Raw genomic sequence first — 25141 nt, 5'->3', positions numbered from 1 at the left:
GTATGTGTAAAAGCTTACTTCTCAAGGTTTTTGCGTCTTCGCCAAGCTTGATTGACTGAATAACGCCAAATGCCATCTAATCCAAAATAGCCAATCGCGCCAGCGAGGATTGAGCAAATCAAACATCCCAACAAAAAAGCGGGGCCAATGGTCGATAGTGAGCTGATCACCCATTGCCAGCTCAACTCAAACTGAAACTCCGTCATTTCAGTCCCAAGTACAGTACTACCCACTAAGTATGCCGAGTAAAATATGGGTGGCATGGTGAGTGGGTTAGTGATCCAAACGGTGGCGATTGAAAGGGGTAGATTCACGCGAAAGCCAATTGCGGCAGCAGCAGACAGTACCATTTGAAAAGGCACAGGCCAAAAAGCAAAAAACAGTCCCAGACCAAATGCTCCTTTGGCAGAGCGACGGTTAAGGTGCCACAAGTTCGGATCATGTAATAGCTCACCAAATATATTTAAAGATTTAGTGGCTTTAATTTTATTGTGATCAGGCAAAAACCGTTTTATGAACTTACGTGGCATAACAAGCTGTTTTAATATCCTTCAAAAGAGCACTAAGGCTCAGTGACTGCAACTGACAAGACTTTATTCGCATTTGTACTCACATTCTTAAGCAGTGCATTATGGCCCAGTTTGCCGCATATTTCACTGCTAATTATTGCGATAGTCGGCGTGCTACTGACTTGCTTTGTCAATATATCGGCCTTGATTCGAGGAGCATTACTCGGATTTATCTGGGCAAGCAGTACGGGTTATTGGTACAGCGTTTGGCAAATTGACAGCAATATCTTTCATCAAAATGTCATTGTAGAGGGCAAAATATCAAGCATTCAGACCCAAAGTGACCCCAATGAACGTGCTCAAACCATTCGATTTAATATGGTGCTTTCGAAAGTCGGTAAACGAGCGCTAAGCACACCTCCAACAGTGAGACTCACATGGTATCGCACCCAGAACCTCCCTAAACAGGGGCAAAGCTATCGCCTACTTACAAATCTGAAACCGCCTAATGGACTCGCAAACCCTCACACCTTTAAATATCAAAGCTGGCTGACGAGCAAAAATATTGTCGCAACAGGGTATGTAATAGAAAGTCCAAGCAATGTCATAACTGATCCGATGCAGAGCAAGCGCCAAACGAGCATTGATAGCTTGGCTCAGCTTAAGCTAGATAATATGGGATTTGTACAAGCTTTAAGTTTTGGATACCGTGCACAATTAAGTGACAATGACTGGCAATTGCTTCAGCAAAGCGGCACGGCGCATTTATTTGCGATTTCAGGCTTACATGTATCCATTGTATTTGGCTACGTGCTTTTTTTGCTGACTAGGCCAGTCGCCATCCTTATATCACTTGTGACCCATCAGCAATTCAATCTTCGCCATATTGGCGCTGCTTTGGCTGGAATTGTTGCTGTTTTTTATGCTTATCTGGCGGGTTTTGAAGTGCCTGTTTCAAGAGCTATTCTTGCTCTGTTGCTCTGGATCTATCTTGCATTTAGTGAGTCACACTGGCGCTTAGGTAGCGCATTACTTTACTTACTCTCATGCTTCTTTATTTTATTTCCATACTCGATTTTAGGTATGAGCTTCTATTTTAGCTTCATCGCTGTTATTTGTATTTGGGTGTTTATTTGGCGTTTTGCGCCTAATTCGAAAATGGCGATGCTTTCGAGAAGGCGCAGATGGTTTTATAATTTTCGTTTTGGACTGTACCTGCAGCTTTGGCTAAGTCTGGTAACGCTTCCGCTTACATTGATAATTTTTGAACACTTGCCACTGTTTTCGCTGTTTGCCAACATTCTGCTTTTGCCTTTGGTGAGCATTATCTTGGTGCCTCTGTGCGTGCTGGGTAGCTTTTTCATTGTGGTAAATCTTCCCCACGAGTTTTTGTTCCTAGTAGCAGATAAAGTCATGATGCTCACAATTGTGATCATGAAATTTTGTGTCGAGATGCAAACAAAATTCATCACTAATGTTGGCCAATGGTTTCCAGTACTAGAGGGCTTTCGCTTATCGACCTTCGGTTTACTGCTGTGTGTATTGGCGGGCTTACTTGTACTTTATCCTTTTTTGCGACTGCGCCTGGTGATGCTGACTTGCGTGATTGGCGCACTTTTGTTTAGCAGCTATCCGCAACTTTGGCGTGCAAATACGCATGCACACGCCAAGCTGATTGTCTTTGATGTGGGGCAGGGAAGTGCGGCGGCGCTTCAGATTAAACTCGGTGGTGATAAAAAGCTTACATGGCTTTTTGACACGGGGGCTGCATTTCCATCAGGTTTTTCAATGGCTGCTTCAGTTATACATCCATATTTAATGCATCATGGTGTGAAGACAATAGACAAATTATGGTTAAGTCATCTGGATAACGACCACAGTGGAGGAGGCGTATGGCTGGCAAAGCACTTTGATATTAAACAAACGCTATCACCTCAGCATTTCTGTGTCGCAGCGAGTCAGTCACATACACGGGGCGAATACTCAGTGCAAACCCATGCTAATGAGAATGCTATTGTGAGTGATATGGTGGTGAAGACGCATATTTTATGGCCGCTTTCTCCAGCAAGTGGTCATGAAAACGCACATAGTTGTGTCGTTAAACTGAGTCTCAAGACGCCCAACAATCAGCTAAGTATTTTGTTTGCGGGTGATATTGAAAAAGCAGATGAACAAGCGCTTCTACGATATTACCTATCGGGTGCGTCTGAAGAAAATACTCATATTTCAAATACGCCCGGTAATCAGCCTTTAAAGGCTGATATCTTAATTGCCCCACACCATGGAAGCACTACCTCATCCACGCCTGCATTTATTGAAGCGGTGTCGCCGGATACGGTCGTCTTTGCTGCTGCGCTTCACAATCGCTGGGGTTTTCCGCACCAAGAGGTCGTTGAGCGCTACACGCATAGAGGCGTAAAGATTTATCAAACGGGTTTGCATGGCGCGATTCTAATGGACTTTCATGATTCTGCCACATCAATTACCAGCTATCGCGAGGATGTTTATCGACGTTGGCATAGCGCGGCTCGTGTGCAAGGCGATTTTTAAGGTATACTGCACTTATGCTGAACATTGGATAAGAAACAGTGCTCAGCAAACCGTAAGATTAATTGTAAATCAATCACTTGCGTAGCAACATATAATACTTATAAATGATTGTATAAAGGATATTAATGACTGCTTTATCAACTCAGTCAGAGAAGGCCAATTCGACGCCCCACACACCCAAGCGACCTGCTGTAACACGCTCAGTGATTAGGCGCTTTCTGCGCTACTTGAAGCCCTTTAAAGCACTTTTTGCTGTGGCTATTGTGGGCATGGTGGGCTACTCCGTGATAGATACACTTGTATTGATGCAGCTTCAACCGCTGATAGACGACAGTCTAAATTCAGGCAACTATGATTATTTAAAAATGGCTGCGTATTTTATTGTTCCAATATTTGTTTTGCGCGGCGTATTCAACTTCATGGGAAGTTATACGCTTGAGTACGTTGGAACAAAAATTGTGATGACCATGCGTCAACAGCTATTCGACAAATATATTCATCTGCCAATTGAGTTTCATGACCATGTTAGCAGCGGCTCCCTGATATCAAAAATAACTTACGACACCGAGCAAGTGCGAAACGCAGCCGGTAAAGCCTTTTTGACTCTGGTAAGAGAAGGCGCGTTGGTCATTGGCTTGCTAAGCGCTATGTTTTACTATTCTTGGCAACTATCGCTGATTTTTTTGGTGATAGGACCTGTCGTTGGCGTAATCGTCACCTTTGTAAGCAAACGCTTTAGAAAGGTAAGTCGTGCTATTCAGCAAGCCATGGGATCACTTACTACATCCATTGAACAAGCAGTGAAAGGCCATAAAGTCGTATTGATGCATGACGGACAGACGCTGGAGTCAGAGCGATTCGCCGAGCGCAATAATCATAATCGTCTACAGACAATGAAGTTGGTCAGTGCGCAAATCCTGAGCGTTTCAAGCATACAGATTATTGCCTCAATTGCGCTTGCTTTTGTGCTCTTTTTTGCGAGCACCCCAGCGATGGTGGAGCAACTGACCGCGGGTATTTTCATAAACGTGTTGGTGTGCATGGTAATGTTGCTTAAGCCACTGAAGCAACTGACTACCGTCAATACCGAGTTTCAAAAAGGCATGGCCGCATGTGCAAGTATTTTTGAAATACTCGACACTGAGAACGAGGCGGACACTGGCAGTATAGAAATTGAACGAGCAAGTGGACAGCTGTCATTTTCTAATATTCAGTTTACCTATCCAACGAAGAAAGAGCCGGCCTTAAAGCAAGTCAGTTTTGAAGTATCAGCTGGGCAGACTATCGCCTTGGTGGGCCGTTCAGGAAGCGGGAAATCGACCATATCCAACTTGCTTACGCGCTTTTATAAACCCGATTCGGGCGAAATAAGTCTGGATGGTTATGACTTGCAAGAGATAAAACTAAGAAGTCTGCGAAAGCAGTTTGCACTGGTGTCGCAGCAGGTTGTTTTGTTCAACGATACCATTGCAAACAATATCGCTTATGGCAAACAAGACGAAGTGTCACGTGAGCAAGTTATTGAAGCTTCAAACATCGCCCATGTTACGGAGTTCGTGAATAAGCAGTCAGAGGGCTTTGACACTGTGATTGGTGAAAACGGCCTGATGTTATCCGGCGGTCAGCGACAGCGTATTGCAATTGCACGCGCGATACTGGCAGACGCGCCCATTTTGATTCTCGATGAGGCAACATCTGCCTTGGATACCGAATCGGAAAAGTTCATTCAAAAAGCCCTTGATGAGCTTCAAAAATCCCGCACCAGCATTGTGGTTGCACATCGACTGTCCACGATTGAGTCGGCTGACTTAATCTTAGTGATAGAAGAGGGTGAAATCGTCGAATCAGGAAGTCATCAAGCCCTAATAAGCAAAAACGGTATGTATGCACAGCTACATAAGATGCAGTTCAGTGCCTAAGATATCTTTATACAACAGGCGATATTGATGTCTAAACTATCTGATACGCTGACCCAAGCTTGGTACTCGAATACTCGCAAGTGGGTATGGGTGCTCTTGCCACTAAGCGCATTGTTCTTTTTGATTAGTCGTATTCGAATACTCATTTATAAACTGGGTCTTAAAAGCGCATATCGCCCGAGTATTTCAGTGGTGGTTGTAGGGAATATCAGCGTTGGTGGCAACGGAAAAACGCCTGTGGTCATCGCCCTTGTAGAACATTTGCAGAGCAAAGGTATAAGGTGTGCCGTATTATCTAGAGGGTACGGCGGGGCGCAAATGGACTTTCCCTTTATGTTACCGACAGCGAAAGAGTCAAGCGCATCGCCACTCTATGAAAACGCTTCTGTTGCCAAACTGTCAGGTGACGAACCCACACTTATATCTCAGCGCACTAAGGTGCCAGTGGTCATTGATCCTGTTCGTGCAAGAGGCGCAAAGTTCATTGAAGAGCATACTGATGCTCAAGTGATTGTTTGTGACGACGGTATGCAGCATTATGCCCTTGCCAGAGATATCGAACTTTGCGTGATGGATGGTCGGGGCGTAGGCAATGGATTTTTGCTGCCAATGGGACCGTTAAGAGAAACCAGTGCACGTTTGAGCAAAGTTGATTATATAGTATTAAATGCGTCTCAAACGACATTGCTGCCCGTCTTAAAACCTTATGAAGATAAGTTAAATTTGATGCGCTTAGCGCCGCAATCCTATGTGAATGTGCAAAGCGGCGAAAGACTGGCACTCGAACAAGCCCATGCTTTATTTGCTCAGGCTAAGAGCATCTCTGCGGTGGCGGGTATTGGCGATCCTAATCGCTTTTTTGCTGCATTAAAAGAGCAAGGGTTAACCTTGGCGTCATGCCATCCACTGCCAGACCATCACCAAATAAGCAAAGCTGATATGCCAGCGACAGATATCATTTTGATGACGGAAAAAGACGCGGTAAAGTGCAGTGAGTTTGCTAATCAAAAAATGTGGTATTTACAGGTAACGGCGGTTATCGATGGTAAATGCTTTGATGAGATTGAAAAAAGACTTCGAAAAAGGCTCACGACATGATGTTTAATAAAAAGCTGCTAGATATCGTGGCATGCCCGCTTTGTAAAGGAAAGCTGGTCTTGCACGAAGGAGATTTTGATGAACAGAATGCTAGGCTAAACGAGGAAGACAAACTCGCACCCGAACGCATCTGGCTAGTGTGTCGCTTTGACCGGCTAGCATACCCTATACATCAGGGGATACCGGTATTGCTCGAAAGCGAGAGTAAGCTGCTAAGCAGTGAAGAACTTGAAAAGGTGAAAAAGCATGACTGACTTTAGCGTAGTTATCCCTGCACGCTACGCCTCCACGCGTTTCCCGGGCAAACCTTTAGCCTTAATAAACAATAAAACCATGCTCGAACATGTGCATGATAGAGCGAAAGAGTCGGGCGCATCACGTATTGTTGTTGCTACCGATGACCCAAGAATTGAGCGCTGCGCAAGGGACTTTGGTGCTGATGTATGCATGACTTCAACCCAGCATCAGTCAGGCACCACGCGCATCGCTGAAGTGCTCGAACTTCGCAGGGTAGGTGCCAATGAGCTTGTGATTAACGTGCAGGGAGATGAACCTTTTATACCACCAGAAAACATTCGTCAGGTTGCCGATAATTTGGAGCAATTTGATGCCTTTGCTATGGCAACGTTATGCTACCCAATCAGTCAGCTAGAAGATCTTAACAACCCCAATGTTGTCAAAGTAGTAAAAGCAATGAATGGCAAAGCTTTGTACTTTTCACGCGCGAGCATTCCCTTTGACCGAGCAGGCAATGCTGAGTCTAATATGAGCGACTTTACGGCTGCGGGGGAGTATTTTAGACACATTGGCATTTATGGCTATCGAGCGGGTTTTGTGAAACAGTTTGCACAACTTGGCGATTCCATGCTTGAACATTGCGAATCTCTTGAGCAGCTCAGAGTGCTTGAATACGGATTCGACATTCATATTGACCTTGCAAAGTCACCGCCACCACACGGAGTGGATACGCCAGACGATTTAGCAAAACTTAAGCTCTGAAGTTGCGCGGTTCATAATAGATTTAACTATCAAAAAGCCCTCAAGCGCAACGAACTTAAAACGCTCCAAGAATCTAACGCAACTATAGTGCCGCCACTATAGTGTTTTGATTTTTATCGCTTGAAAAACCATAAGCATGCCGCAACTGGTTGCTTGCGCAGTAATTTATTTGAACTCGATTGTTTCGTCCTTCCAGTAAGGTGAAGATTTTAGAATGAGACTTGCGCAATAAAAAAAGGGGCATGTCGTAAGACCTGCCCCTTTCAGTGTCGTCTATTAATTAGATAGCGACGATGTTCTCAGCTTGTGGACCTTTAGCACCGGAAGTAACAGCAAACTGTACTTTTTGGCCTTCTGCTAAGGTTTTAAAACCTTCACTTACAATGGCGCTGAAGTGAGCGAATACGTCTGGACCAGACTGTTGCTCAATAAACCCAAAACCTTTGCTTTCGTTGAACCACTTAACGGTTCCTGTAGTTGTATTAGACATAATATTATCCTGAAATTTTTATAAAGTTGCGCCTTCAATAGGCTTGAATAGCTAAAAAATGGAACTAAGACTTAGAAACTGCAGGACGAGGTGTTACGAATAAAACAGCGAAATGTAGGTTGTAAATGAATTCATCTTTGAAGCTGAGTGCAAGTTACAGTGTTTATATGTTTGTGTCTACTCTTATTTCATCCTGTTCTGCTCAATCAATACAGGACATTTTTTAATATTTGTGATGGGTTGGTCAATTTTGGTCGACCTCGTCATACCATACAGCCAAAGGATGTAATGCGCTTACATCCTTTGGCTTTTTTTCAATGTTTGGTGAGTTTATAGGGCTTTGTGTTGAAACAATTTCGCTCTAAAGATAAATCCGCCTGCGAGTAGCAGCATCATTGCAAAGGCGCTTGGCGCGTTTACGCGCTCAATGGTAATGGTAGCTACGTTAAATGCGCTTGGGTTGCTTAAAAAGTCAATCAAGCTTGCATCTAGCACGCTGCCATTTGCCAAGGTTAGGCCTGCAAAGGCGTCGAGCGCCTCGGCTGGGCGTATACTTGTGTTTGAATCTTCAGGGCTTGCGCCTGCATCATTGCCAGGGATGAAGGGGGCAGTCATGATGTCTAAGGCTTCTGTGCCTGCATCATAAAGGTCAGCACCTGTAATCTGAAAGACTTGATTACCAAGATAATTACCCGAAGTATCAAAAATTTGTGCAGCATCGTCACGACCAAAGAATGTGTCGTTTGAAGGCAGGATCATTGATAAAAAGGTAAAAAACATATTGCTAGCCGGATCGTCAATTTCAAACGTTGCCGAGCCGCTTTCGCCAGCAAATAATGGTCTCATGCCTGCATCTGGGAAAATGGGAGAGCTTACAGCATTAGGATCTGCGCTAGCCAATTCACTTTGCAAACCGCCAATCATGCCAAGCTCGGCAATAGCCTCTAGGCCGTCAGATGCGGTGCCGCCAACATCAAAGGCATCGTAATCGGCACTGTGAAATGCAGCAAACACTGGCGTAAAGCTCAAGCCGCCCGGACTTGCGTTGTTTTCAACCGTTACGCGCAGCACAGTTGCATTGGCGATACTGCTGAAGGCAAAAAGAGCTGCTACAACCAAGCTCCCTAATTTTATACGCGAAGCGAGTCGCGAGTTCGTGGTTTTCATTGTAATTCCTTGTATGTAAACACTTGTTGTAATCAATTAACATTGGGGGGATGGCTAAGAATTTTGCCGACCCAAATGCATATTAATCTAATTTTATACAACAAAAATTTGGGACAAGGTGTTTAAGACCGTTTTAGGTGATTTATCACAATCAAATTTTATTCGAATCAATTACTTACAATGTTATTAACAAAACTATAACGATTTTATCACAGCACCTCTAAGGGAGTGATTCGCCGATAATCGTCACTCATTGCTCGTCGCAAGGCACTGCCCACATATCGTGCTCGTCGGTATGGATAATTTCTACCCATAATTGCTGACCGGTTTGCACATCGTGAACGTCGTTAAGATGTATCATGCCATCAATTTCCGGAGCCTCTCCAAAACTTCTTGCTACCGCTCCCTCACTGTTAACCTCATCAACAATAACAAAATACTCATTGCCTATTTTGTTTTGTAAACGTTGGTAGCTGATTTGTGACTGTACTTCCATAAATCTCTGTAGACGCTCTTCTTTAACCGCTTCTGGCAGATGATCGGGCAAATCGTTAGCCCTTGCCCCATCTACAGGGGAATATTTAAAACAGCCAACGCGGTCAAGTTGTGCATCGCGTAAAAATTGCAGTAGCTCTTCAAACTCTTCCTCTGTTTCTCCAGGAAATCCAACAATAAAGGTTGAACGAATAACCAAGTCTGGACAAATACTGCGCCATTGACGAATTCGTTCTACCGTTCGCTCTGCACTTCCGGGTCGCTTCATCAATCGCAAGATGCGCTTGTTAGCATGTTGAAAGGGGATGTCCAGGTATGGCAGTATTTTACCCTCAGCCATCAGTGGGATAAGATCGTCAACATGCGGATAGGGATAGACGTAGTGCAAGCGCACCCAAATCCCCATGTCACCCAGTTTTTCGCAAAGTGCCTGCATATGCGTTTTAACCGGCATACCATCCCAAAAGTCTGTTTTGTATTTAACATCAACGCCGTAGGCGCTGGTATCTTGCGATATCACAAGCAGCTCTTTTACCCCGGCAGCTTTTAATCGCTGCGCTTCGCCCAATACCTCTCCCACAGGACGACTTATCAAATCGCCGCGCATGGATGGAATAATGCAAAATGTGCAGCGGTGGTTGCAGCCCTCAGAAATTTTCAAGTAAGCGAAATGCTTTGGGGTCAGCTTAATGCCGTGGTCAGGTACAAGGTGCAAAAAAGGATTGTGTTTTGGCTTGGGTAGATGCTCATGCACTTGCGACACAACTGACTCATAAGCATGTGGGCCGGTAATTGAGAGCACATTGGGATGTACTTCTCGAATTTCATCTTCTTTTATGCCTAAACATCCAGTGACGATGACTTTGCCATTTTCAGCTAAGGCCTCGCCAATAGTATCTAATGATTCTTGCACGGCCGAATCAATAAACCCGCAGGTGTTCACTATCACCAAAGCTGCGTCTTTGTAGCTTGAGACAACGTCATAGCCCTCAGTGCGTAGCTGCGTTAAGATTCGTTCAGAATCGACTAGGTTTTTTGGACAGCCAAGTGAGACAAAGCCAATCTTCGAAGTGTTTTGATCCGCGCTGGCAAAACGAGATGGCTCATCTTCAAGCACTTTCAAAGGTGTTTCAAGTGTTGTCGTTTGCTTTGGATCGAAATGCTTAACTGCCATGCTCAGCCTTACTTAAATGTATAGAAATTTTCGGGAGCGAATGATACAAGATTTATGATGTTCATGGAATCAAAGCCGTCATGATATGTCTGACTATCAAATATTATACGCGCTTCGCTTTTTAGGCATATTACCGTACATGTGCTATATCTTGTTATAACCAACTGCAAAGGAATCTTTATGCTTACAATAAAAACACTATCAAAACGTTTATCTGGTGTATCCAAAAGCTCTTTCGCTTTATCGATGTTTGCTATCGCCTCGCTTTCGCTTACCAGCACATCAGCCATCTCGTCTGCTCATGCCCATGATGGCAATCAAGCGCTTGCCGCAGTTGTGCTTGACCGTGATGCAGATAAACGTGCGCGTGATGCTAGCAGGCGCCCAGTGCAAACCTTATCGTTTTTCCATGTTGAGCCAGGAATGAGGGTGGCCGAAGCACTCCCTGGTGGAGGATGGTACTCAGAAATTCTGGCGAATTATCTAGGTTCAGACGGTGCGCTTTATGGTATCAATTACAATGAAAGCATGTGGCCGCTTTTTGGCTTTTTTACACCAGAGCGTATTGAAGAAATGTCGGCAAGCACGGCTGCTTTTCCCGGTTTAGTGGCTGAGCTCACAGACAACGGCATTACTGCCGGCGGTTTCACTTTTGCCGGTAAACCCGAAGAGCTCAATGGCACTTTAGACCGCGTATTATTTATTCGTGCGCTTCATAATTTAGCAAGATTTGAAGAACAAGCGGGTACCTTATCCGAAAGTTTGAAGGTGGCGCATGACTTACTAAAAGATGAAGGTTTAGTAGGCGTCGTTCAGCATAGAGCGCCCTCTGATGCCGACGATGATTGGGCAAAGGGTGGGGCAGGCTATCTAAAGCAGGCTTTTGTGATCAGCGCCTTTGAAGAGGCGGGTTTTGAACTGGTCGCACAAAGCGAAATTAATGCAAACGAAAAAGATAAACCAAGTGACAACGACATCGTTTGGCGTTTACCACCTTCATTAAATGGAAGTGCTGACGACCCTGCCAAGCGTGCAGAATATGAAGCGATTGGGGAAAGCGACAGAATGACGCTTTTGTTTGCTAAAAAGGGCTTTGCTGACAAGGCGATGTCGCACTAGCTTTGCTGACTAATACTTTCTTTTAGTCCTTAATCATCCTGTTTAAGCATAAGTCGCTTAAACAGGATTCAGGTTATTTAATAAAGCCGCTTACATCAATAAAAAGCACTTTGCCGGATACGGCTAAAGTTGCACAGCACGCTAAGACTTCTAAATTACCCCGATGCAGGACTATTAACGTCTGGCTCCAGTTTTATATTGAGGCTGGCAAAATTAGTCAGCTTGTCTTTGAGTCGCTGTGAATATGTCACAAAATTGATTAAGCTACCTGCGTCGGCTCTTGTTGAGTCGAGCATCAATACCAATAAATTTCTATTGGCTGAATCAATTTCATGCTGGAGTTGTTTTGCTTGACGTTTTAAGGGTTGCTGATCCGCATGCGCCGCTTTATCGCGCATTTCTGTGGCAATTTCATCGAAAAACTCTAGCGTCTGGGTCGACATGCTGCGAATAAGCATGAGTAAATCACTTTTTAACTCAATATAGTTTTCGTTCATTACCCGCTTAGACTCAAACAAGTCTTTAATTGAGTCATGCACTTGGAATAGGTAATCAAATTGATTAATGAGCTTCATCAATGATTTGGACTCATCTTCTTTGTTAATAAGCGTGACCGCATTGGCAAAAAAGTGCAGATATTCTTTTTTAATAAACTCTACATATTGAATGCGTTTTTCAGCAGCATCATAGACACCGCGATAATTAGTTTCGACGCTGAGCGTCACCGAATTGTAATTTTCTTGCAAAAACTTGAATAGCTGCTCAGCGCTGGTGTCGAGCTTATGTTTTACAGATTCGAGATTGTCTGATTCGTCTAATTGAGGCAATACTATGCGCTCAAAATCCATCTTTCCCTCCCCTAATAAATAGTCAACTACGCGGGTAAAGGGAGTAATAAAAATAGTAAAAACAAGGCTGGCGCTGACGTTAAAAACCAGATGGATAATGGCCAGGGCAACTGCCGGACTTTCGGTAATATCAGATAGTTTGTAACCGTAAATCAGCAGTGCAGGGAGAAATAGCAAGACGCCGCCCACGTTAAATAAAAAATGACTAAAAGCGGCCTTTTTAGCCGATATATCCATATTGAAAACGGCAATAAATGCGGTGGCAGTGGTGCCAATGTTAGCCCCTAAAATTAAAGGGACGGCGTTTTCCAAACCAATTAAACCCTGCTGAGTAAAGATGATTGCCAAGCCTGTTGTGACCGAGCTTGACTGCACTAGCGCAGTGAAAATGCAACCAAACAAAATTGCATAAATAGGGTTGTGCGGCTGTGTTAGTATTTTGATTAAGGCTTCGTTTTGTTGCAGTGGTTCGAGCGTAGTGGAGATCAAATTTAGACTGAAAAACACAAAACCAAAGTAAAAAATCGTCTTCCCAAAAATTGAAGCGCGATTGTGCAACATGCTCAGCGCAAATCCAAACACAATTAATAAAGGCGCAAAACTGGTGAGCTTAAATGCCACCAGTTGAGCGGTGATGGTTGTACCGATGTTACTGCCAAAAATAATGCCGACGCTATTTTTAAACGACAAAACGCCTGCGTTTACTAAGCTAATGCTGATCACTGACGTGGCCGAACTTGATTGGATAACCATGGTCACTAAGGCGCCAATTAATACGCCAATGATGGGTATATTGGTTGCTGAACTTAGAGATTTACGAAAGCGCTCCCCTGTTATTCGCTCTATTTCTTTTGAAAAATTTTCTAAACCAAAAACGAACAAAATAATAGCGGTCAAACCAGCCATAGCAAGCTGCAACAGTTCCACGTTGACTCTCCAAATTCTAAGGAAAATAGATGGTTACATCCTTAAAACAATAAACCAATGCTAAAGTGGCGCAATGATTCAGATCAACTTTATTGCCGAGCGCGGCAAAACTTGCTCAAGAGCAACAAAAACTGATAATGTGAACTAGTTCAAATCGCGTAGTGGTTGGACTGTCACCTTCTGTTTGTAATCACCCATAAGAATTTTCTAGTCATACCTATGCCAATAAAATATCCATTACACCACTACGATGAAGCAGGGCGATTAAAGCCGCCGCTTGTGTTATACCTATTTTTGATTTTTCTGTGCCGAGGGTTTTTGATACTGATTATTTCTCTTTCGTTCAGAGAAGACAGCAGCCGAATGATGAGCATATTCTTTCCCAATAAGTGGGATTTTTACTGGTCCTTGCTGCCAGCCATACCGGCTATTGCAGTGTTTGCATTGCTTGCTCAACGCAGCAGAATATTTAAAGCCGAAAAACAACGCTATTTCACGCTCATTCCTTGGTTGTTTTTCATAGGCTTGGTCATCGACACTATGATCCAAAGCAAAATTATAATTAGGATGGACTTTGGATTTTCACTGGCCCACGGCCTGTCAATTCTCATCGCGTGCATTGGAATAGGCTATGGTGCGCAAAGCAGACACATGCGTGATTTACCGAGTGATTGGCAACGAACGTAAATGTTAGTTTGTATTTGCCGCCAGTGCCTTTTGGAAATATTCGGCAATCTTGATATCGGGATTTTTGACTAACTTGTCATAACAAATGCCAGCAAATGCGTAAGACTTATCTTTGATTACCAATAGGATGGTCGGCGCGTCTGGCGTTGATGTGTCGTAGTGCCACTGTCCGCCAGAAAGACGTTTAAATACTTCACCAACATAAGCGCCATACATGTTACAAAGCGTAAACACTGCTTTATCTTCAAGCGACTGGCCGGGAAATTCTGTAATAAAGTGTTCAATGGTTTTATCAACGCCACTTATGCTTGATGCGCTGTAGTCTAATTCAATATCGCACTCTTCTTTTGCTGCTGTCACAGCGTCTTGCGCGGTATCCTTCATAAGCTTATCAAGTTCTTGCTGATGCATATTATTTGTGCTGACCATTTAGCGGCTCATGTCTTTGGCAGAAGGTAAAGCAATTCTTCTGTGTTGTAAAATAAGATTTTCCAGTAGCGTTGTACCGGGTCCTTTATCATCGGGCGTTGGGCAAATTAAAAAGGCCGTTAATTGCTTAAACTCGCTACCTTTTACTTTTACGCGCTTAAGTTTTTTGGTGTGTATCAGTTGTTCAACTTTGTGCATAGGCAGCCAACAAAAACCAATGTTCTCAAGCAGTAAGTCAATGGCTGTATCAAACTGGCTGACCGTCCAGCGATTTTCTGATTTTAGCCAACCCTCTTTCTCCTCTGGTGTATCAGAACTATCAGCGATCACCAATTGCAGCTGCTGCTCCAGCGCTGAGGGATCTATTAAGGCGTTATTTTCAGATAACTTCGCAAGTTCATGCTCGGGATGGCAAACCAGCACAAACTCAATGTGACATAAAGGCTCTCCTAAATGCCCTTTAGGAACTGACATGTGTATAACAAGATCGGCTTCGTGGCTAGTAATGGCGTCATCTGTTCCTGTTAACACCGTATCTTTGATTTTCACTCTGCTGCCACGAGACTCTGGTAAAAACGATTTTAATACCGGATACAGGGCGTCTCTTGGAAAGGCAAGGTCGACCGTTAAAGTAATTTCAGGCTCCCAATCTTGATGAATATTAACGGCGAGTAGTTCTAAAGCCTCTACATTTGCCGTTAGGTTTCGTGAGCGCCGAAGCATGACTTCACCCGCCTGAGTAAGCACCGCTTTTCTGCCAATCACTTCAAGAAGCTGAACACCCAGCATGCTCTGAAGTTTTGAAACGGCATGATTAAGCGACGACTGTGATTTACTCAATGCATGCGCAGCCTGGGCATATCCACCAAAGTCAACAACAGCCTGCAATATTCTCCATTGCTCCAGCGTTGTTTTAGGTCGATACGTTTTCGAGTTATTCAAAATCGCGGTTCCTATCAATTAAGTGTATGTACATGAGACCATCAAAATAACGTTAATTATTCGTAATTGGTAAAAATAAACTATTCTTTATGCTTTCGTGTAACTTCTGTTAGAACTTTTATTTGAGTCGAGCAAAAATGAAATACGCTTCTTTTCTTCCGCTGTCAGCCTTAGTTGCCCTTTCACTCATTCAGTTTTTGGTCGGCCAGGGCTTTATCCCACCGGGTTTGCAAATTTTAGAAAGCTTGGAAACAGCGCTGGATCAAGGCATTTATGTTGTTATATTTTTAATCATATTGCTTGAATCAATCATTTACGTCGGCTTTTACTTTCCCGGTCAGTTTTTTGCTGTCATCTTAGTTGTTGGTGCCAAACCATCGGTGATGGATGTGGTTTACCTAACCCTCGCAATGGTTTTCGCGGCAACGCTTGGTTCAATAATCAATTACTTCCTCGGCAAAACGACGAAAGACAAGCAAGATAAGGAAAGCGATACGAAACTCCGACATCTATTATTGGCGATGATTCACATCAATTCCCTTGCGTTTTTTATGTTTTCTCAAGGAGCGTATAATAAATCATTCAAAGTGGTGTGGCTTGCGGGTCTCTTAAACTTGCCTTATTACCTGTTATTGATTGCCGGAACAGCGGTACTGAGTGAGCAAGTTATGTCAATGGCGGAGAACACCGTATTGCTGTTTAGTTTAATTGGCATCTGGCTTACTATTTCCATCATCTACGATGTAAGAAAACATAGAATGACCCAAGCAAAAGCAAGCTGATTTGCCCTAGGTTTTCACGATAAAGTTGATTGCCTGGGTTGCCGCTACCATGCCGAAGCTGGCGGTTACTCCTACGAAGGATCCAAAGCCAGTACTGCAGTCCATTTTGCCGCTGCCATCAGCGCGCTGCTTTTCAAAGGACACTTCTCCATTACCCAATGGATAACGCAATTGTTCGGTGGAATACACTGCAGGAATGGAGAAGCGCCGCTTTGCATTAGTAGAAAACCCGTACTTTCGCCTAAGTTCACTGCGTACTTTTGCAAGCAGCGGGTCTTGTGTCGTTTTCGCCAAATCAGATATGTGAATTTGTGTGGGATCTATTTGACCGCCCGCGCCACCCACCGTCACAATTTTGATTTTGTTACGTTTGCAATGTGCGATCATCGCCGCTTTGGTATTTACGCTGTCAACTGCATCAACCACAGCATCAAAACGTGTATGCAAATATTCAGAGCAATTATCCTTAGTCACAAAATCCTCTATTGCATCAACCTTGCATTCTGGATTGATATCGAGAATGCGCATTTTCATCACTTCCACTTTGCTTTGTTCCAGGCTAGAACTGAGCGCGTGCATTTGTCGATTAACGTTACTCAGTGAAATATCGTCTAAATCAATTAGCGTAATATGCCCAATACCGCTGCGCGCAAATGCCTCTGCTGACCATACGCCCACCCCACCAATGCCTACCACCGCCACGCGAGCCTGTGCCAGAGAATTTAAACCATTGTTCCCATAAAGGCGCGCTAGACCAGAGAAGCGGCTTAAGAATTGTTGAGAGTGAGTGATGGTCATAGTGTCTACTGGGTGTTGAGCTTAGATAACTGGAAAATTGGGTGTCTGATTTGATTGTACATTATTTATTTGAAGCTCAGTGTGCTTATTGCCTCAGATTTACGTCCTTAGCGATTACAAACATCTTAGTGCGAGTCTTTTTATTTTAAACCTTTCTAAAAAATAGAAAATAAAGTGCTAATTTTACCGATATTCATTCGCAATGATTAATGTTTAAATGCACTTAATACGTAAAAAGACTCAAGCGAAATAGGAGAAAGATATGGGATTATTAGTAGATGGACAATGGAAGGATCAATGGTACGACACTAAAAAGAGTGACGGTAAATTTGTACGCCAGGAATCCAAATTCCGAGATAGAGTTGAAGCTTCATCTGACGCAAAGTATCCGGCCGAATCAGGGCGCTATCACCTTTACGTCTCATTGGCCTGTCCATGGGCGCACAGAACACTAATTTTCAGAGCGTTAAAGGGATTGGAAGAGCACATTAGCGTGTCAGTTGTATCACCTGACATGTTGGAAAATGGCTGGGAGTTTTCAAACTATGAGGCGGCGACTGAAGATCACTTGTTCGGTTTTGACTATATGCATCAAGTGTATACAAAAGTAAAACCAGACATTACCAGCAGAGTAACGGTTCCGGTTTTGTTCGACAAGAAGACAGGGCAAATCGTCAACAATGAGTCTGCAGAAATCATTCGTATATTCAATAGCGCATTTAACGACATAACCGGCAACGATGACGATTACTATCCGCAAAGCTTGCACAGTCAGATTAACGAAATTAACAGCTTTGTTTATGACAACATCAACAATGGTGTGTATAAATCTGGCTTTGCTACCACACAAGAAGCATACGAAGAGGCAGTGAAAAACCTGTTTGCGGCGCTGGATAAGGTAGAGCTTATCTTAGGGGATCAACGATACCTTGTTGGCGACAAAATTACCGAAGCGGATTGGCGTTTGTTCACGACTTTAATTCGATTCGATCCCGTATATGTGGGGCATTTTAAGTGCAACCTGAAACGTATTTTTGATTATCCCAACATCTATAACTATATGAAGGAGCTTTATCAGGTAGAAGGTGTAGCTGAAACAACTAACTTTGACCATATCAAGCGACACTATTATTACAGCCATACCATGATTAACCCAACACAAGTTGTACCAATGGGGCCTAAACAAGACTTGTTTAGTGCTCATAACAGAGGCCAGTAAAGGAGGAAAGCGACTATGAATTCTGCCAGAGAGAAACCATCCGTAGAAAATGTGAAAGCAAAGTCTAAGATAATACAGAAGGTACGCGGTATGCCGGCTTCCGACGGCGCTGGCGTGAAACTCTCAAGAGTTCTCGGACAGCCGGCACTCAAGCGTCTAGACCCATTTTTGATGCTCGACGAATTTGGCTCTGAAGACGCACAAGATTACATTGCAGGCTTTCCCCAGCATCCTCACAGAGGTTTTCAAACTGTAACTTACATGCTTGAGGGAAAAATGGGTCATAAAGACTCAGTCGGGAATGAGGGCGTCATTGAAGATGGAGGTTTGCAATGGATGAATGCAGGTAAAGGCATTATTCATGAAGAGATGCCTCAACAAACTCACGGTAGGATGCGCGGTTTTCAACTGTGGGTAAATCTGCCTGCGTCTGAGAAAATGTCGCCACCAGGGTATCAAGATATCCCAAGTGCCGAGATCCCTGAAATAAGCTTTGAAGGGGCTAAAGTAAGGGTACTATCAGGTAAGTTTAAGGGTGTTGAAGGACCTGTCAAAACTACCGCGATATCGCCACAGTTTTTCGACTTGCACTTATCGAAAAGATCCTCTTTGCGCTTAGACGTTGATAAAACACACGCAGGTTTTATTTACGTATACGAGGGCTCGTTAACAGTCGGTGACTTAACGCTCCAAAAAGGTGAGCTTGGCGTCCTTAAAATGGGCGATGAACTTTTGCTTGAAGCGCTACATACGTCATATGAGAGCACTCAGAGCAAAGCGATATTTGTGAGCGGCACTCCCATTGATGAGCCGGTGGTGCAATATGGCCCGTTTGTGATGAACACCCAAGCTGAAATTGAGCAGGCAATCCAAGATTATCAGAACGGTATGCTAGCGTAAGGGATTCAACGCGGGAATATGGGGCAATGTTCTAAGTCATTCTGAGTTTTCAATATCGAGCGCTCGATTTGATTGAACATTGTCTTGGTGTTGCTTAGTATACTCATCCTCAACAATGAGTCTTATAAAGGCGATACTAAGTAGCTATGGAAAAAATTACGTGTTTTAAAGCCTACGACATTCGTGGCGAACTCATCAAACAGTTAGATGAAAATGTCGCATATCGGGTAGGGCGAGCGTTCGCCTCCTACCTGAAAGCAAAATCAGTGGTGGTAGGTTCAGATGTTCGTCATACCGCAAGGCCATTAAAGCTCGCATTAAGCGCCGGACTCATTGATGGCGGTGCTAAAGTGTATGATTTAGGCATGGCGGGGACCGAAGAAATATATTTCGCTACGAAACACTTGGGCGTGGATGGTGGCATTGAAGTAACAGCAAGCCATAATCCAATCAATTATAACGGCATGAAGCTAGTGAAAGCGGGCTCTGTTCCTATAAGCGGCGATAGCGGTTTACATGCGATCAGAGATCTTGCGCAATCTTATGATGACGATGACATTAACGCGCGATTGGCATCTTATGGCGAAACGGTATCACAAGACGCGTTTTTAAGTGGTGAGTCGAGCGTGAAAGACCTCAACTTACTGGAGTCGAAGGCTTATGAGCGCGTAAGTTGTGTCAATGATTACATTTTGCATCTTTGTGAGTACGTGAACTTAAGAAAATTTAAGTCTTTAAAGCTGGTAGTAAACTCAGGAAATGGTGCTGCAGGCCATATCATCGATGCGCTTGAGCTTTTGTTTGCGCATCAAAATATACCGATTGAATTTATCAAAGTGCATCATACTGCAGACGGTAACTTCCCTAATGGCATCCCTAATCCTTTGCTGCCTGAAAATCGCGCTGATACGGGCGATGCTGTCCTTGCACATGGTGCTGATATGGGCATTGCATGGGATGGCGACTTTGACCGCTGCTTCCTATTTGATGAAAAAGGGGAGTTTATTGAAGGCTATTACATTGTAGGCTTATTGGCTCAGGCCTTTTTAACCAAAGAAAAGGGCGCGAGCATCATTTATGACCCTCGCGTGTTTTGGAACACCGAAGATATTGTGAATAACGCCGGTGGTAAGCCCATCAAATCAAAAACTGGACATGCCTTTATCAAAGAGCGCATGCGAAAAGAAGATGCGGTGTATGGCGGAGAAATGAGTGCTCATCATTACTTCCGCGATTTTGCATATTGTGACTCTGGCATGATCCCTTGGCTATTAGTGGCCGAATTACTATGTACCTCGGGCAAGCCTTTGTCGGAATTGGTAAAAGAACGTATCGCATTGTACCCATCGTCTGGTGAAATTAATTACACCGTGACCGATGCCGGGCAAACGATAAAGCGCATCATCCAACGCTACGAGCCTGAGGCACAGCTTGTTGATAAAACCGACGGTATTGGGATGGAATTTGGTACATGGCGTTTCAACTTAAGAAAATCTAATACTGAGCCTGTGATAAGACTTAACGTTGAATCCAAAGGTGATATCGCGCTCATGCAGGCAAAAACAAAAGAGCTAGCATCTTATATTCTAGAGTAAGCATGTAACAAATTTGCTTAAGCCTGTTGTATCGAGCGGGCTTATGAATTATTTTTCTCTGCTCTCGACTGAATATTGCCACCTGATATGCGCTTAAAACTACTGTTTAACACCATTTTACTTAGCTCTTTGTCATTGCCGCTTTGCGCGCAAGAAGACCTATCTCTCTCAGAAAACAGGCTTGAGAGGCTAAATTGCTCATTTGATGGTGACGCCTTTACATAGCAGTTGACTGTGGGACTTAATCTGGGAAGACGGAGATATGTTCAAAGGTGGCTACTCTGGTCAAGGCTTGTATATTTCACCTAAAAACCAAATGGTAATGGTGTACTTTGGTACTTCAGATACTGAGCTGCGAATACATCGTTTGTTGCCTATAGCGCGCAAGTTATCTCAATCGCAGTTATTGCAGGCGGATTGAGCGCTTTTATTGCCCGTATTGATTGATTTGGCTAAACCGTATACATTAATCACAACGAGTCAAAATCAATAATAAGCAGTCATAAATGAAATTATTTTCCAGCCCTCTTGAGCAAGTGCTACTGCATTCTATAGGCTTGCTTTTTATATCCGTGATAGCTGTCTCTTCTAGCCATGCTTCTGACTTGCCTAAGATTTTATCCGCTGAAGAGCATTATCTTCCCGATTTTTCATATGCTGGTTACAAATTTGGTATTGAACCACTGCCCAATGTGAACGGGACATTAGTTGATGTGACTGAGTATGGTGCTATTGCAAATGACGCAGTGGACGATAGCGATGCGATAATAAAAGCCATTGAGGCAGCCAATGAGATAGACGGAAATGTGATACTGCGCTTTCCTCAAGGGCGATTTATTATCTCAGAATATATTTATATCACGCGAAGCAACTTTGTGATGCAGGGTGCAGGACGGGGCAAATTTGGCACTACCCTGTATTTTCCGCGGCCGTTGAGCATGGTGGATGACGAGGGTAATTTGTCGGAGCTGCGAAAATATTTAAAGAAGTACAATAAGCAGCAAAGAGAGACTGACACCAATATTGACCGTCTCTATTCTGAGTATTCATGGACAGGTGGATTTATTTGGATAGGACCGGAAAATCATAGAGGTTATGCCTATTTGGATGAATACGATACTCCAGCAGAGCCTGACCTTGCTACAGGACTTAAAGGTAAGCAAGGTGAAAGGCTGATTAGCGTATCAAATTCAGAGTCATTTAAAGTGGGTCAACGAATAGAAGTACTTTGGCATAATCGCCAAGGAGAGAATGGCGCCTTGGTAAAGTCATTGTATAACAATACTTCAGTGCCCATCGGCTCCCGACATTGGACATCACCAGAACGCCCCTTGGTTAAGCAGCGAACGCAGATTGTTGAAGTAAAGCAAAACACGCTAACCATCGCTGATACGCTTCTACATGATGTTAATGAGCAGCTTCCGGTTGCCATAAAAAATTGGTCACCATTAGAGAATATTGGATTGGAAGGCTTTAGTTTTGAGTTTCCAGAACAACCTTATTTTGGGCATCACATCGAACCTGGTTATAACGGTGTTCACATTACTGGAATTGCCGATAGTTGGATACGTAACCTGTCCTTCGTGAATGCCGATGCGGGCATCATCAGCTACGACAGCGCTAACGTGACCATAAGCGACATACACTCCTTAGGAGATCGGGCAGCTCACTATGCGGTGCATCTTGGTAATGTGCATAACGTGTTGGTACAGGGAGTGAAAGTGTTCAATCCTGTGATCCATACCTTCAGCTTCAATACACAATCGACGCGCAGCGTGTTTAAAGACTCTGAAGGATACAATGTACCGGTCTTGGATCAACATGCTGGCGCCAATCATCAAAATTTATTCGACAATATTACCTTATACCTAGATGCAGTAGAGGGCGATAAGAGAGCCAGCTACCCCGTTTTTTTTGGTTCTGGGGCAGGGTATTGGCAACCGGGGCATGGACGATTTAACACCGCATGGAATCTACGCTTAATCGTCGAAAGTGGTGCTCCTGGGGATATGCCTTTGCACGTTGAAGGGATTGCTGAAGGGCCCGATGCGCGGATTGTTGGTTTGTCTGGGAACCGCGAATTGAGTCTTGAATATATACCCGCTCCTTACGTAGAGAGCCTGAATAAGCGCATCGCGCATATCCCTTCGCTGTATGATTACCAGTTGTCTTTGCGTCTCAGATAATCGTTTAAATCGAAGCCATGAAGAGGTGGCTAATCACCACAACCGTTGTTAAAACCGTGCGCATGAAGGTATAGGGAATGAGTATGTCTTTTTCAAGCGCTAACACATATTTGTCGTAGACAAGAATGCTTATATAGGCCAAAGAAAGCACGCTGAACAAGATGTAGCCTTCAAAAAGAATAAGCGATGCCCATGCAACTATGCTGGGTAACATTGCCACATAAAGCTGGTGGTTTTTACGTCGGTTTTGCAGCGCGTCAAGCCAATGGACTCCACCAAAAAAAGACAGAATAATTGCTGAATACTGAACAAAGTATGTATATCCGTCAAAGTAATGGATTTTGCCGGTGATAATAAGCACAGGAATACCGATAAATGGAAGTAAGCCTGCATAGCCGAGTCGAGTTGCTGCACTTTGCATATCTTTTCCTGATGATTTTTATAGTAGATTGAAAAAAGGCGCGATATACGCGCCTTATTCTCGTGCACTATAACTTATTTTACAGGGGTATATTCGCGTTTGCTATGACCGGTATATAGCTGACGAGGACGCCCAATTTTTTGACCGGGCTGGCTCAACATCTCATTCCAGTGTGAGATCCACCCAACGGTTCGCGCTAATGCGAAGATACATGTAAACATGTTGGTTGGTATACCAATGGCGCTCAAAACAATTCCAGAATAAAAATCAACGTTAGGGAAGAGCTTTTTCTCAGCGAAATATGGGTCACTCAATGCGATTCTTTCTAGCTCCATTGCTACGTCAAGCAGCGGATTGTCAACGTTGAGCTCTTGCAGTACTTCATGACAGCTTTCACGCATGACTGTTGCGCGTGGGTCATAGTTTTTATATACACGGTGACCGAAGCCCATCAGTCTAAATGGATCGCTTTTGTCTTTCGCTCGCTCAATAAACTCTGGAATGCGGTCAACTGAACCAATTTCTTCTAACATGTTCAAGCAAGCTTCATTTGCGCCGCCGTGAGCAGGCCCCCACAACGATGCCACTCCCGCTGCTATGCATGCGTATGGGTTTGCACCCGATGAGCCTGCTAAGCGAACCGTGGACGTTGATGCATTTTGCTCATGGTCCGCGTGCAATATGAAAATTCTGTCCATAGCACGCTCTACTGCTTTGCTTATTTTATAGTCTTCTGCTGGAACAGAGAACATCATGTTCAGAAAGTTTGCAGCATAGCTCAAATCATTACGGGGATATACAAAAGGCTGGCCCACGTTGTATTTGTAACACATCGCAACAAGGGTAGGCATTTTAGCAATCAGACGGTGTGCAGAGCGCATACGCTGGTCAGGGTCGCCCACATCTAAGTCACTATGATAGAAAGATGACAGTGCGCCAACCGTTCCACATAACATTGCCATAGGGTGCGCGTCATTTCTAAAGCCATGGAAGAACATATTTAACTGTTCATGCACCATTGTGTGACGAGTTATGGTTTCCTTGAAATCTTCATATTCCGCTTTGCTGGGTTGATCACCATGTAAAAGCATGTGGCAAACTTCTAAGTAATCTGAATCACGAGCGAGGTCTTCTATTGAAAACCCGCGATGCAGCAGTACGCCTTTTCCACCGTCAATAAAGGTAATGGCAGATTCGCAAGAACCAGTCGCCATGAAGCCCGGATCGAAGGTAAAATAACCGCTAGCACCCAAACTACGAACATCGATCACTGGATGACCTTCAGAACCTTTTAAAATGGGTAGTTCTACTTCAACATCCCCTGCCTTCAAGGTGGCTGATTTATCTGACATGAAATACTCTCCTAAGTTGAGGTTTCCGATTAAACGGAATAAACGCGCAATTCGTTCACATTAGGTGATAAATTGGACATATCTTTACTGTTGCTGGAAATATCTATGTTGTTTGCAATGTGAACCAAGCTGTCTTAGCAATAAGAAAACGTTAGGCAAAATCGGTCGATATCTTATCTTCATTGATGATTAAGTCAATTTTAATGCATATTTGCTCAATATCTATTCTGTCTTGTCGATATTGACCTAAGTTTGGTCGCTGAATGAAAAAATATCTATACCACTTTCGTTTAGGGTGCGTCTTTAATCGGCATTTTTGTGATGCTAATTTTTGTATAAAGAAAAGTTTACGAGGCTAAGTCCAAACACCAACAATTGATTGCTATTGCACAGGCGGATTGATATATTCCAAAGCCACTGAATTTAAAGGGTTATTTATTAATAACTTTATAAAGTCACATTCACATATAGTTAACATTACGATTGCACGAAACTGCAAGCACACACAACCAAAGTTGCATACACAAAGGCCTCG

23 protein-coding genes are annotated in these 25141 nt (G+C 43.7%); 13 read left to right on the top strand and 10 right to left on the bottom strand.

Annotation, left to right across the window (positions count from 1 at the left end; genetic code table 11):
* Window positions 1-14 precede the first annotated feature (14 nt).
* Window positions 15-530, bottom strand: a complete 516-nt coding sequence (locus PN836_RS04700; RefSeq protein WP_395344056.1) for a DUF2062 domain-containing protein — start codon at window positions 528-530, stop codon at window positions 15-17.
* Between the two features lie 42 nt (window positions 531-572).
* Between PN836_RS04700 and PN836_RS04695 the strand changes: the two genes are divergently transcribed.
* The 5 genes from PN836_RS04695 to kdsB all read left to right on the top strand — a co-directional run bounded on the left by PN836_RS04695 (window position 573) and on the right by kdsB (window position 7075).
* Entirely contained in the window at window positions 573-3059 is a 2487-nt protein-coding gene (locus PN836_RS04695) for a DNA internalization-related competence protein ComEC/Rec2 (protein WP_395344053.1), read from the top strand.
* A 125-nt stretch (window positions 3060-3184) separates the two neighbouring features.
* The gene (msbA, locus tag PN836_RS04690) at window positions 3185-4978 is read left to right on the top strand and encodes a lipid A export permease/ATP-binding protein MsbA (RefSeq protein WP_395344051.1); all 1794 of its coding nucleotides are present in this window, start codon (window positions 3185-3187) and stop codon (window positions 4976-4978) included.
* Window positions 4979-5005: 27 nt separating this feature from the next.
* Window positions 5006-6076 (top strand): tetraacyldisaccharide 4'-kinase, encoded by a 1071-nt coding sequence (gene lpxK / locus PN836_RS04685; protein WP_395344049.1) that lies wholly within the window; start codon window positions 5006-5008, stop codon window positions 6074-6076.
* Entirely contained in the window at window positions 6073-6330 is a 258-nt protein-coding gene (locus tag PN836_RS04680; protein WP_395344047.1) for a Trm112 family protein, read from the top strand. Before lpxK ends, PN836_RS04680 begins: the two co-directional genes overlap by 4 nt.
* On the top strand, window positions 6323-7075 hold the full coding sequence (gene kdsB / locus PN836_RS04675) for a 3-deoxy-manno-octulosonate cytidylyltransferase (RefSeq protein ID WP_395344045.1): 753 nt from the start codon (window positions 6323-6325) through the stop codon (window positions 7073-7075). The genes PN836_RS04680 and kdsB overlap by 8 nt, the downstream gene beginning before the upstream one ends.
* Window positions 7076-7355: 280 nt before the next feature.
* Here kdsB and PN836_RS04670 read toward each other — a convergent pair whose 3' ends face one another.
* The 3 genes from PN836_RS04670 to rimO form a co-directional block, all read right to left on the bottom strand.
* Entirely contained in the window at window positions 7356-7565 is a 210-nt protein-coding gene (locus PN836_RS04670) for a cold-shock protein (RefSeq protein WP_395344043.1), read from the bottom strand.
* Between the two features lie 330 nt (window positions 7566-7895).
* The gene (locus PN836_RS04665; protein ID WP_395344040.1) at window positions 7896-8732 is read right to left on the bottom strand and encodes a spondin domain-containing protein; all 837 of its coding nucleotides are present in this window, start codon (window positions 8730-8732) and stop codon (window positions 7896-7898) included.
* A 250-nt stretch (window positions 8733-8982) separates the two neighbouring features.
* The gene (rimO, locus tag PN836_RS04660) at window positions 8983-10401 is read right to left on the bottom strand and encodes a 30S ribosomal protein S12 methylthiotransferase RimO (protein ID WP_395344037.1); all 1419 of its coding nucleotides are present in this window, start codon (window positions 10399-10401) and stop codon (window positions 8983-8985) included.
* Between the two features lie 180 nt (window positions 10402-10581).
* Here rimO and PN836_RS04655 point away from each other — a divergent pair, with 180 nt between their 5' ends.
* On the top strand, window positions 10582-11520 hold the full coding sequence (locus PN836_RS04655) for a class I SAM-dependent methyltransferase (RefSeq protein ID WP_395344035.1): 939 nt from the start codon (window positions 10582-10584) through the stop codon (window positions 11518-11520).
* Window positions 11521-11675: 155 nt separating this feature from the next.
* Here PN836_RS04655 and PN836_RS04650 read toward each other — a convergent pair whose 3' ends face one another.
* Window positions 11676-13295 (bottom strand): Na/Pi cotransporter family protein, encoded by a 1620-nt coding sequence (locus PN836_RS04650; RefSeq protein ID WP_395344033.1) that lies wholly within the window; start codon window positions 13293-13295, stop codon window positions 11676-11678.
* 279 nt (window positions 13296-13574) lie between these two features.
* On the opposite strand from PN836_RS04650, the gene PN836_RS04645 reads away from it, so the two are divergent.
* Window positions 13575-13982 carry a DUF2919 family protein gene (locus PN836_RS04645; RefSeq protein ID WP_395344031.1) on the top strand — a complete coding sequence of 136 codons (408 nt, stop codon included), beginning with the start codon at window positions 13575-13577 and terminating at the stop codon, window positions 13980-13982.
* 3 nt (window positions 13983-13985) lie between these two features.
* Here the strand turns inward: PN836_RS04645 and PN836_RS04640 are convergent, their stop codons facing one another.
* Window positions 13986-14411 carry a hypothetical protein gene (locus PN836_RS04640; RefSeq protein WP_395344028.1) on the bottom strand — a complete coding sequence of 142 codons (426 nt, stop codon included), beginning with the start codon at window positions 14409-14411 and terminating at the stop codon, window positions 13986-13988.
* Window positions 14412-15353 (bottom strand): LysR family transcriptional regulator, encoded by a 942-nt coding sequence (locus PN836_RS04635; RefSeq protein ID WP_395344026.1) that lies wholly within the window; start codon window positions 15351-15353, stop codon window positions 14412-14414. It lies immediately after the preceding gene.
* A 137-nt stretch (window positions 15354-15490) separates the two neighbouring features.
* On the opposite strand from PN836_RS04635, the gene PN836_RS04630 reads away from it, so the two are divergent.
* Window positions 15491-16135: a DedA family protein gene (locus tag PN836_RS04630; protein ID WP_395344024.1), complete on the top strand. Its 645-nt coding sequence runs from the start codon at window positions 15491-15493 to the stop codon at window positions 16133-16135.
* Window positions 16136-16141: 6 nt separating this feature from the next.
* On the opposite strand, the gene tcdA is transcribed toward PN836_RS04630, so the two are convergent.
* Entirely contained in the window at window positions 16142-16933 is a 792-nt protein-coding gene (gene tcdA / locus PN836_RS04625; RefSeq protein WP_395344022.1) for a tRNA cyclic N6-threonylcarbamoyladenosine(37) synthase TcdA, read from the bottom strand.
* Window positions 16934-17195: 262 nt separating this feature from the next.
* Here tcdA and PN836_RS04620 point away from each other — a divergent pair, with 262 nt between their 5' ends.
* From PN836_RS04620 to PN836_RS04600, 5 genes are all read left to right on the top strand, one after another.
* Window positions 17196-18152: a glutathione S-transferase family protein gene (locus PN836_RS04620; RefSeq protein ID WP_395344020.1), complete on the top strand. Its 957-nt coding sequence runs from the start codon at window positions 17196-17198 to the stop codon at window positions 18150-18152.
* A gap of 15 nt (window positions 18153-18167) precedes the next feature.
* Window positions 18168-19052, top strand: a complete 885-nt coding sequence (locus PN836_RS04615; RefSeq protein WP_395344018.1) for a pirin family protein — start codon at window positions 18168-18170, stop codon at window positions 19050-19052.
* A gap of 146 nt (window positions 19053-19198) precedes the next feature.
* Entirely contained in the window at window positions 19199-20647 is a 1449-nt protein-coding gene (locus tag PN836_RS04610) for a phosphomannomutase CpsG (protein ID WP_395344015.1), read from the top strand.
* A 262-nt stretch (window positions 20648-20909) separates the two neighbouring features.
* The gene (locus tag PN836_RS04605) at window positions 20910-21068 is read left to right on the top strand and encodes a hypothetical protein (RefSeq protein ID WP_395344013.1); all 159 of its coding nucleotides are present in this window, start codon (window positions 20910-20912) and stop codon (window positions 21066-21068) included.
* An 85-nt stretch (window positions 21069-21153) separates the two neighbouring features.
* A complete protein-coding gene (locus PN836_RS04600; RefSeq protein ID WP_395344011.1) occupies window positions 21154-22833 on the top strand; it encodes a glycosyl hydrolase family 28-related protein in 1680 nt (559 codons plus the stop codon).
* A 4-nt stretch (window positions 22834-22837) separates the two neighbouring features.
* Here PN836_RS04600 and PN836_RS04595 read toward each other — a convergent pair whose 3' ends face one another.
* Window positions 22838-23254: a DUF3429 domain-containing protein gene (locus tag PN836_RS04595; protein WP_395344009.1), complete on the bottom strand. Its 417-nt coding sequence runs from the start codon at window positions 23252-23254 to the stop codon at window positions 22838-22840.
* A gap of 74 nt (window positions 23255-23328) precedes the next feature.
* Window positions 23329-24606: a citrate synthase gene (locus PN836_RS04590; RefSeq protein WP_395344006.1), complete on the bottom strand. Its 1278-nt coding sequence runs from the start codon at window positions 24604-24606 to the stop codon at window positions 23329-23331.
* Window positions 24607-25141 lie beyond the last annotated feature (535 nt).

Origin of the sequence: Ningiella algicola, assembly GCF_028401415.2 — a bacterium.
In the GTDB taxonomy this organism is placed as follows: Bacteria; Pseudomonadota; Gammaproteobacteria; order Enterobacterales; family Alteromonadaceae; genus Glaciecola.
Note: the sequence above shows the minus strand (reverse complement) of the source record. Positions and strands in the feature narration are given on the sequence as shown.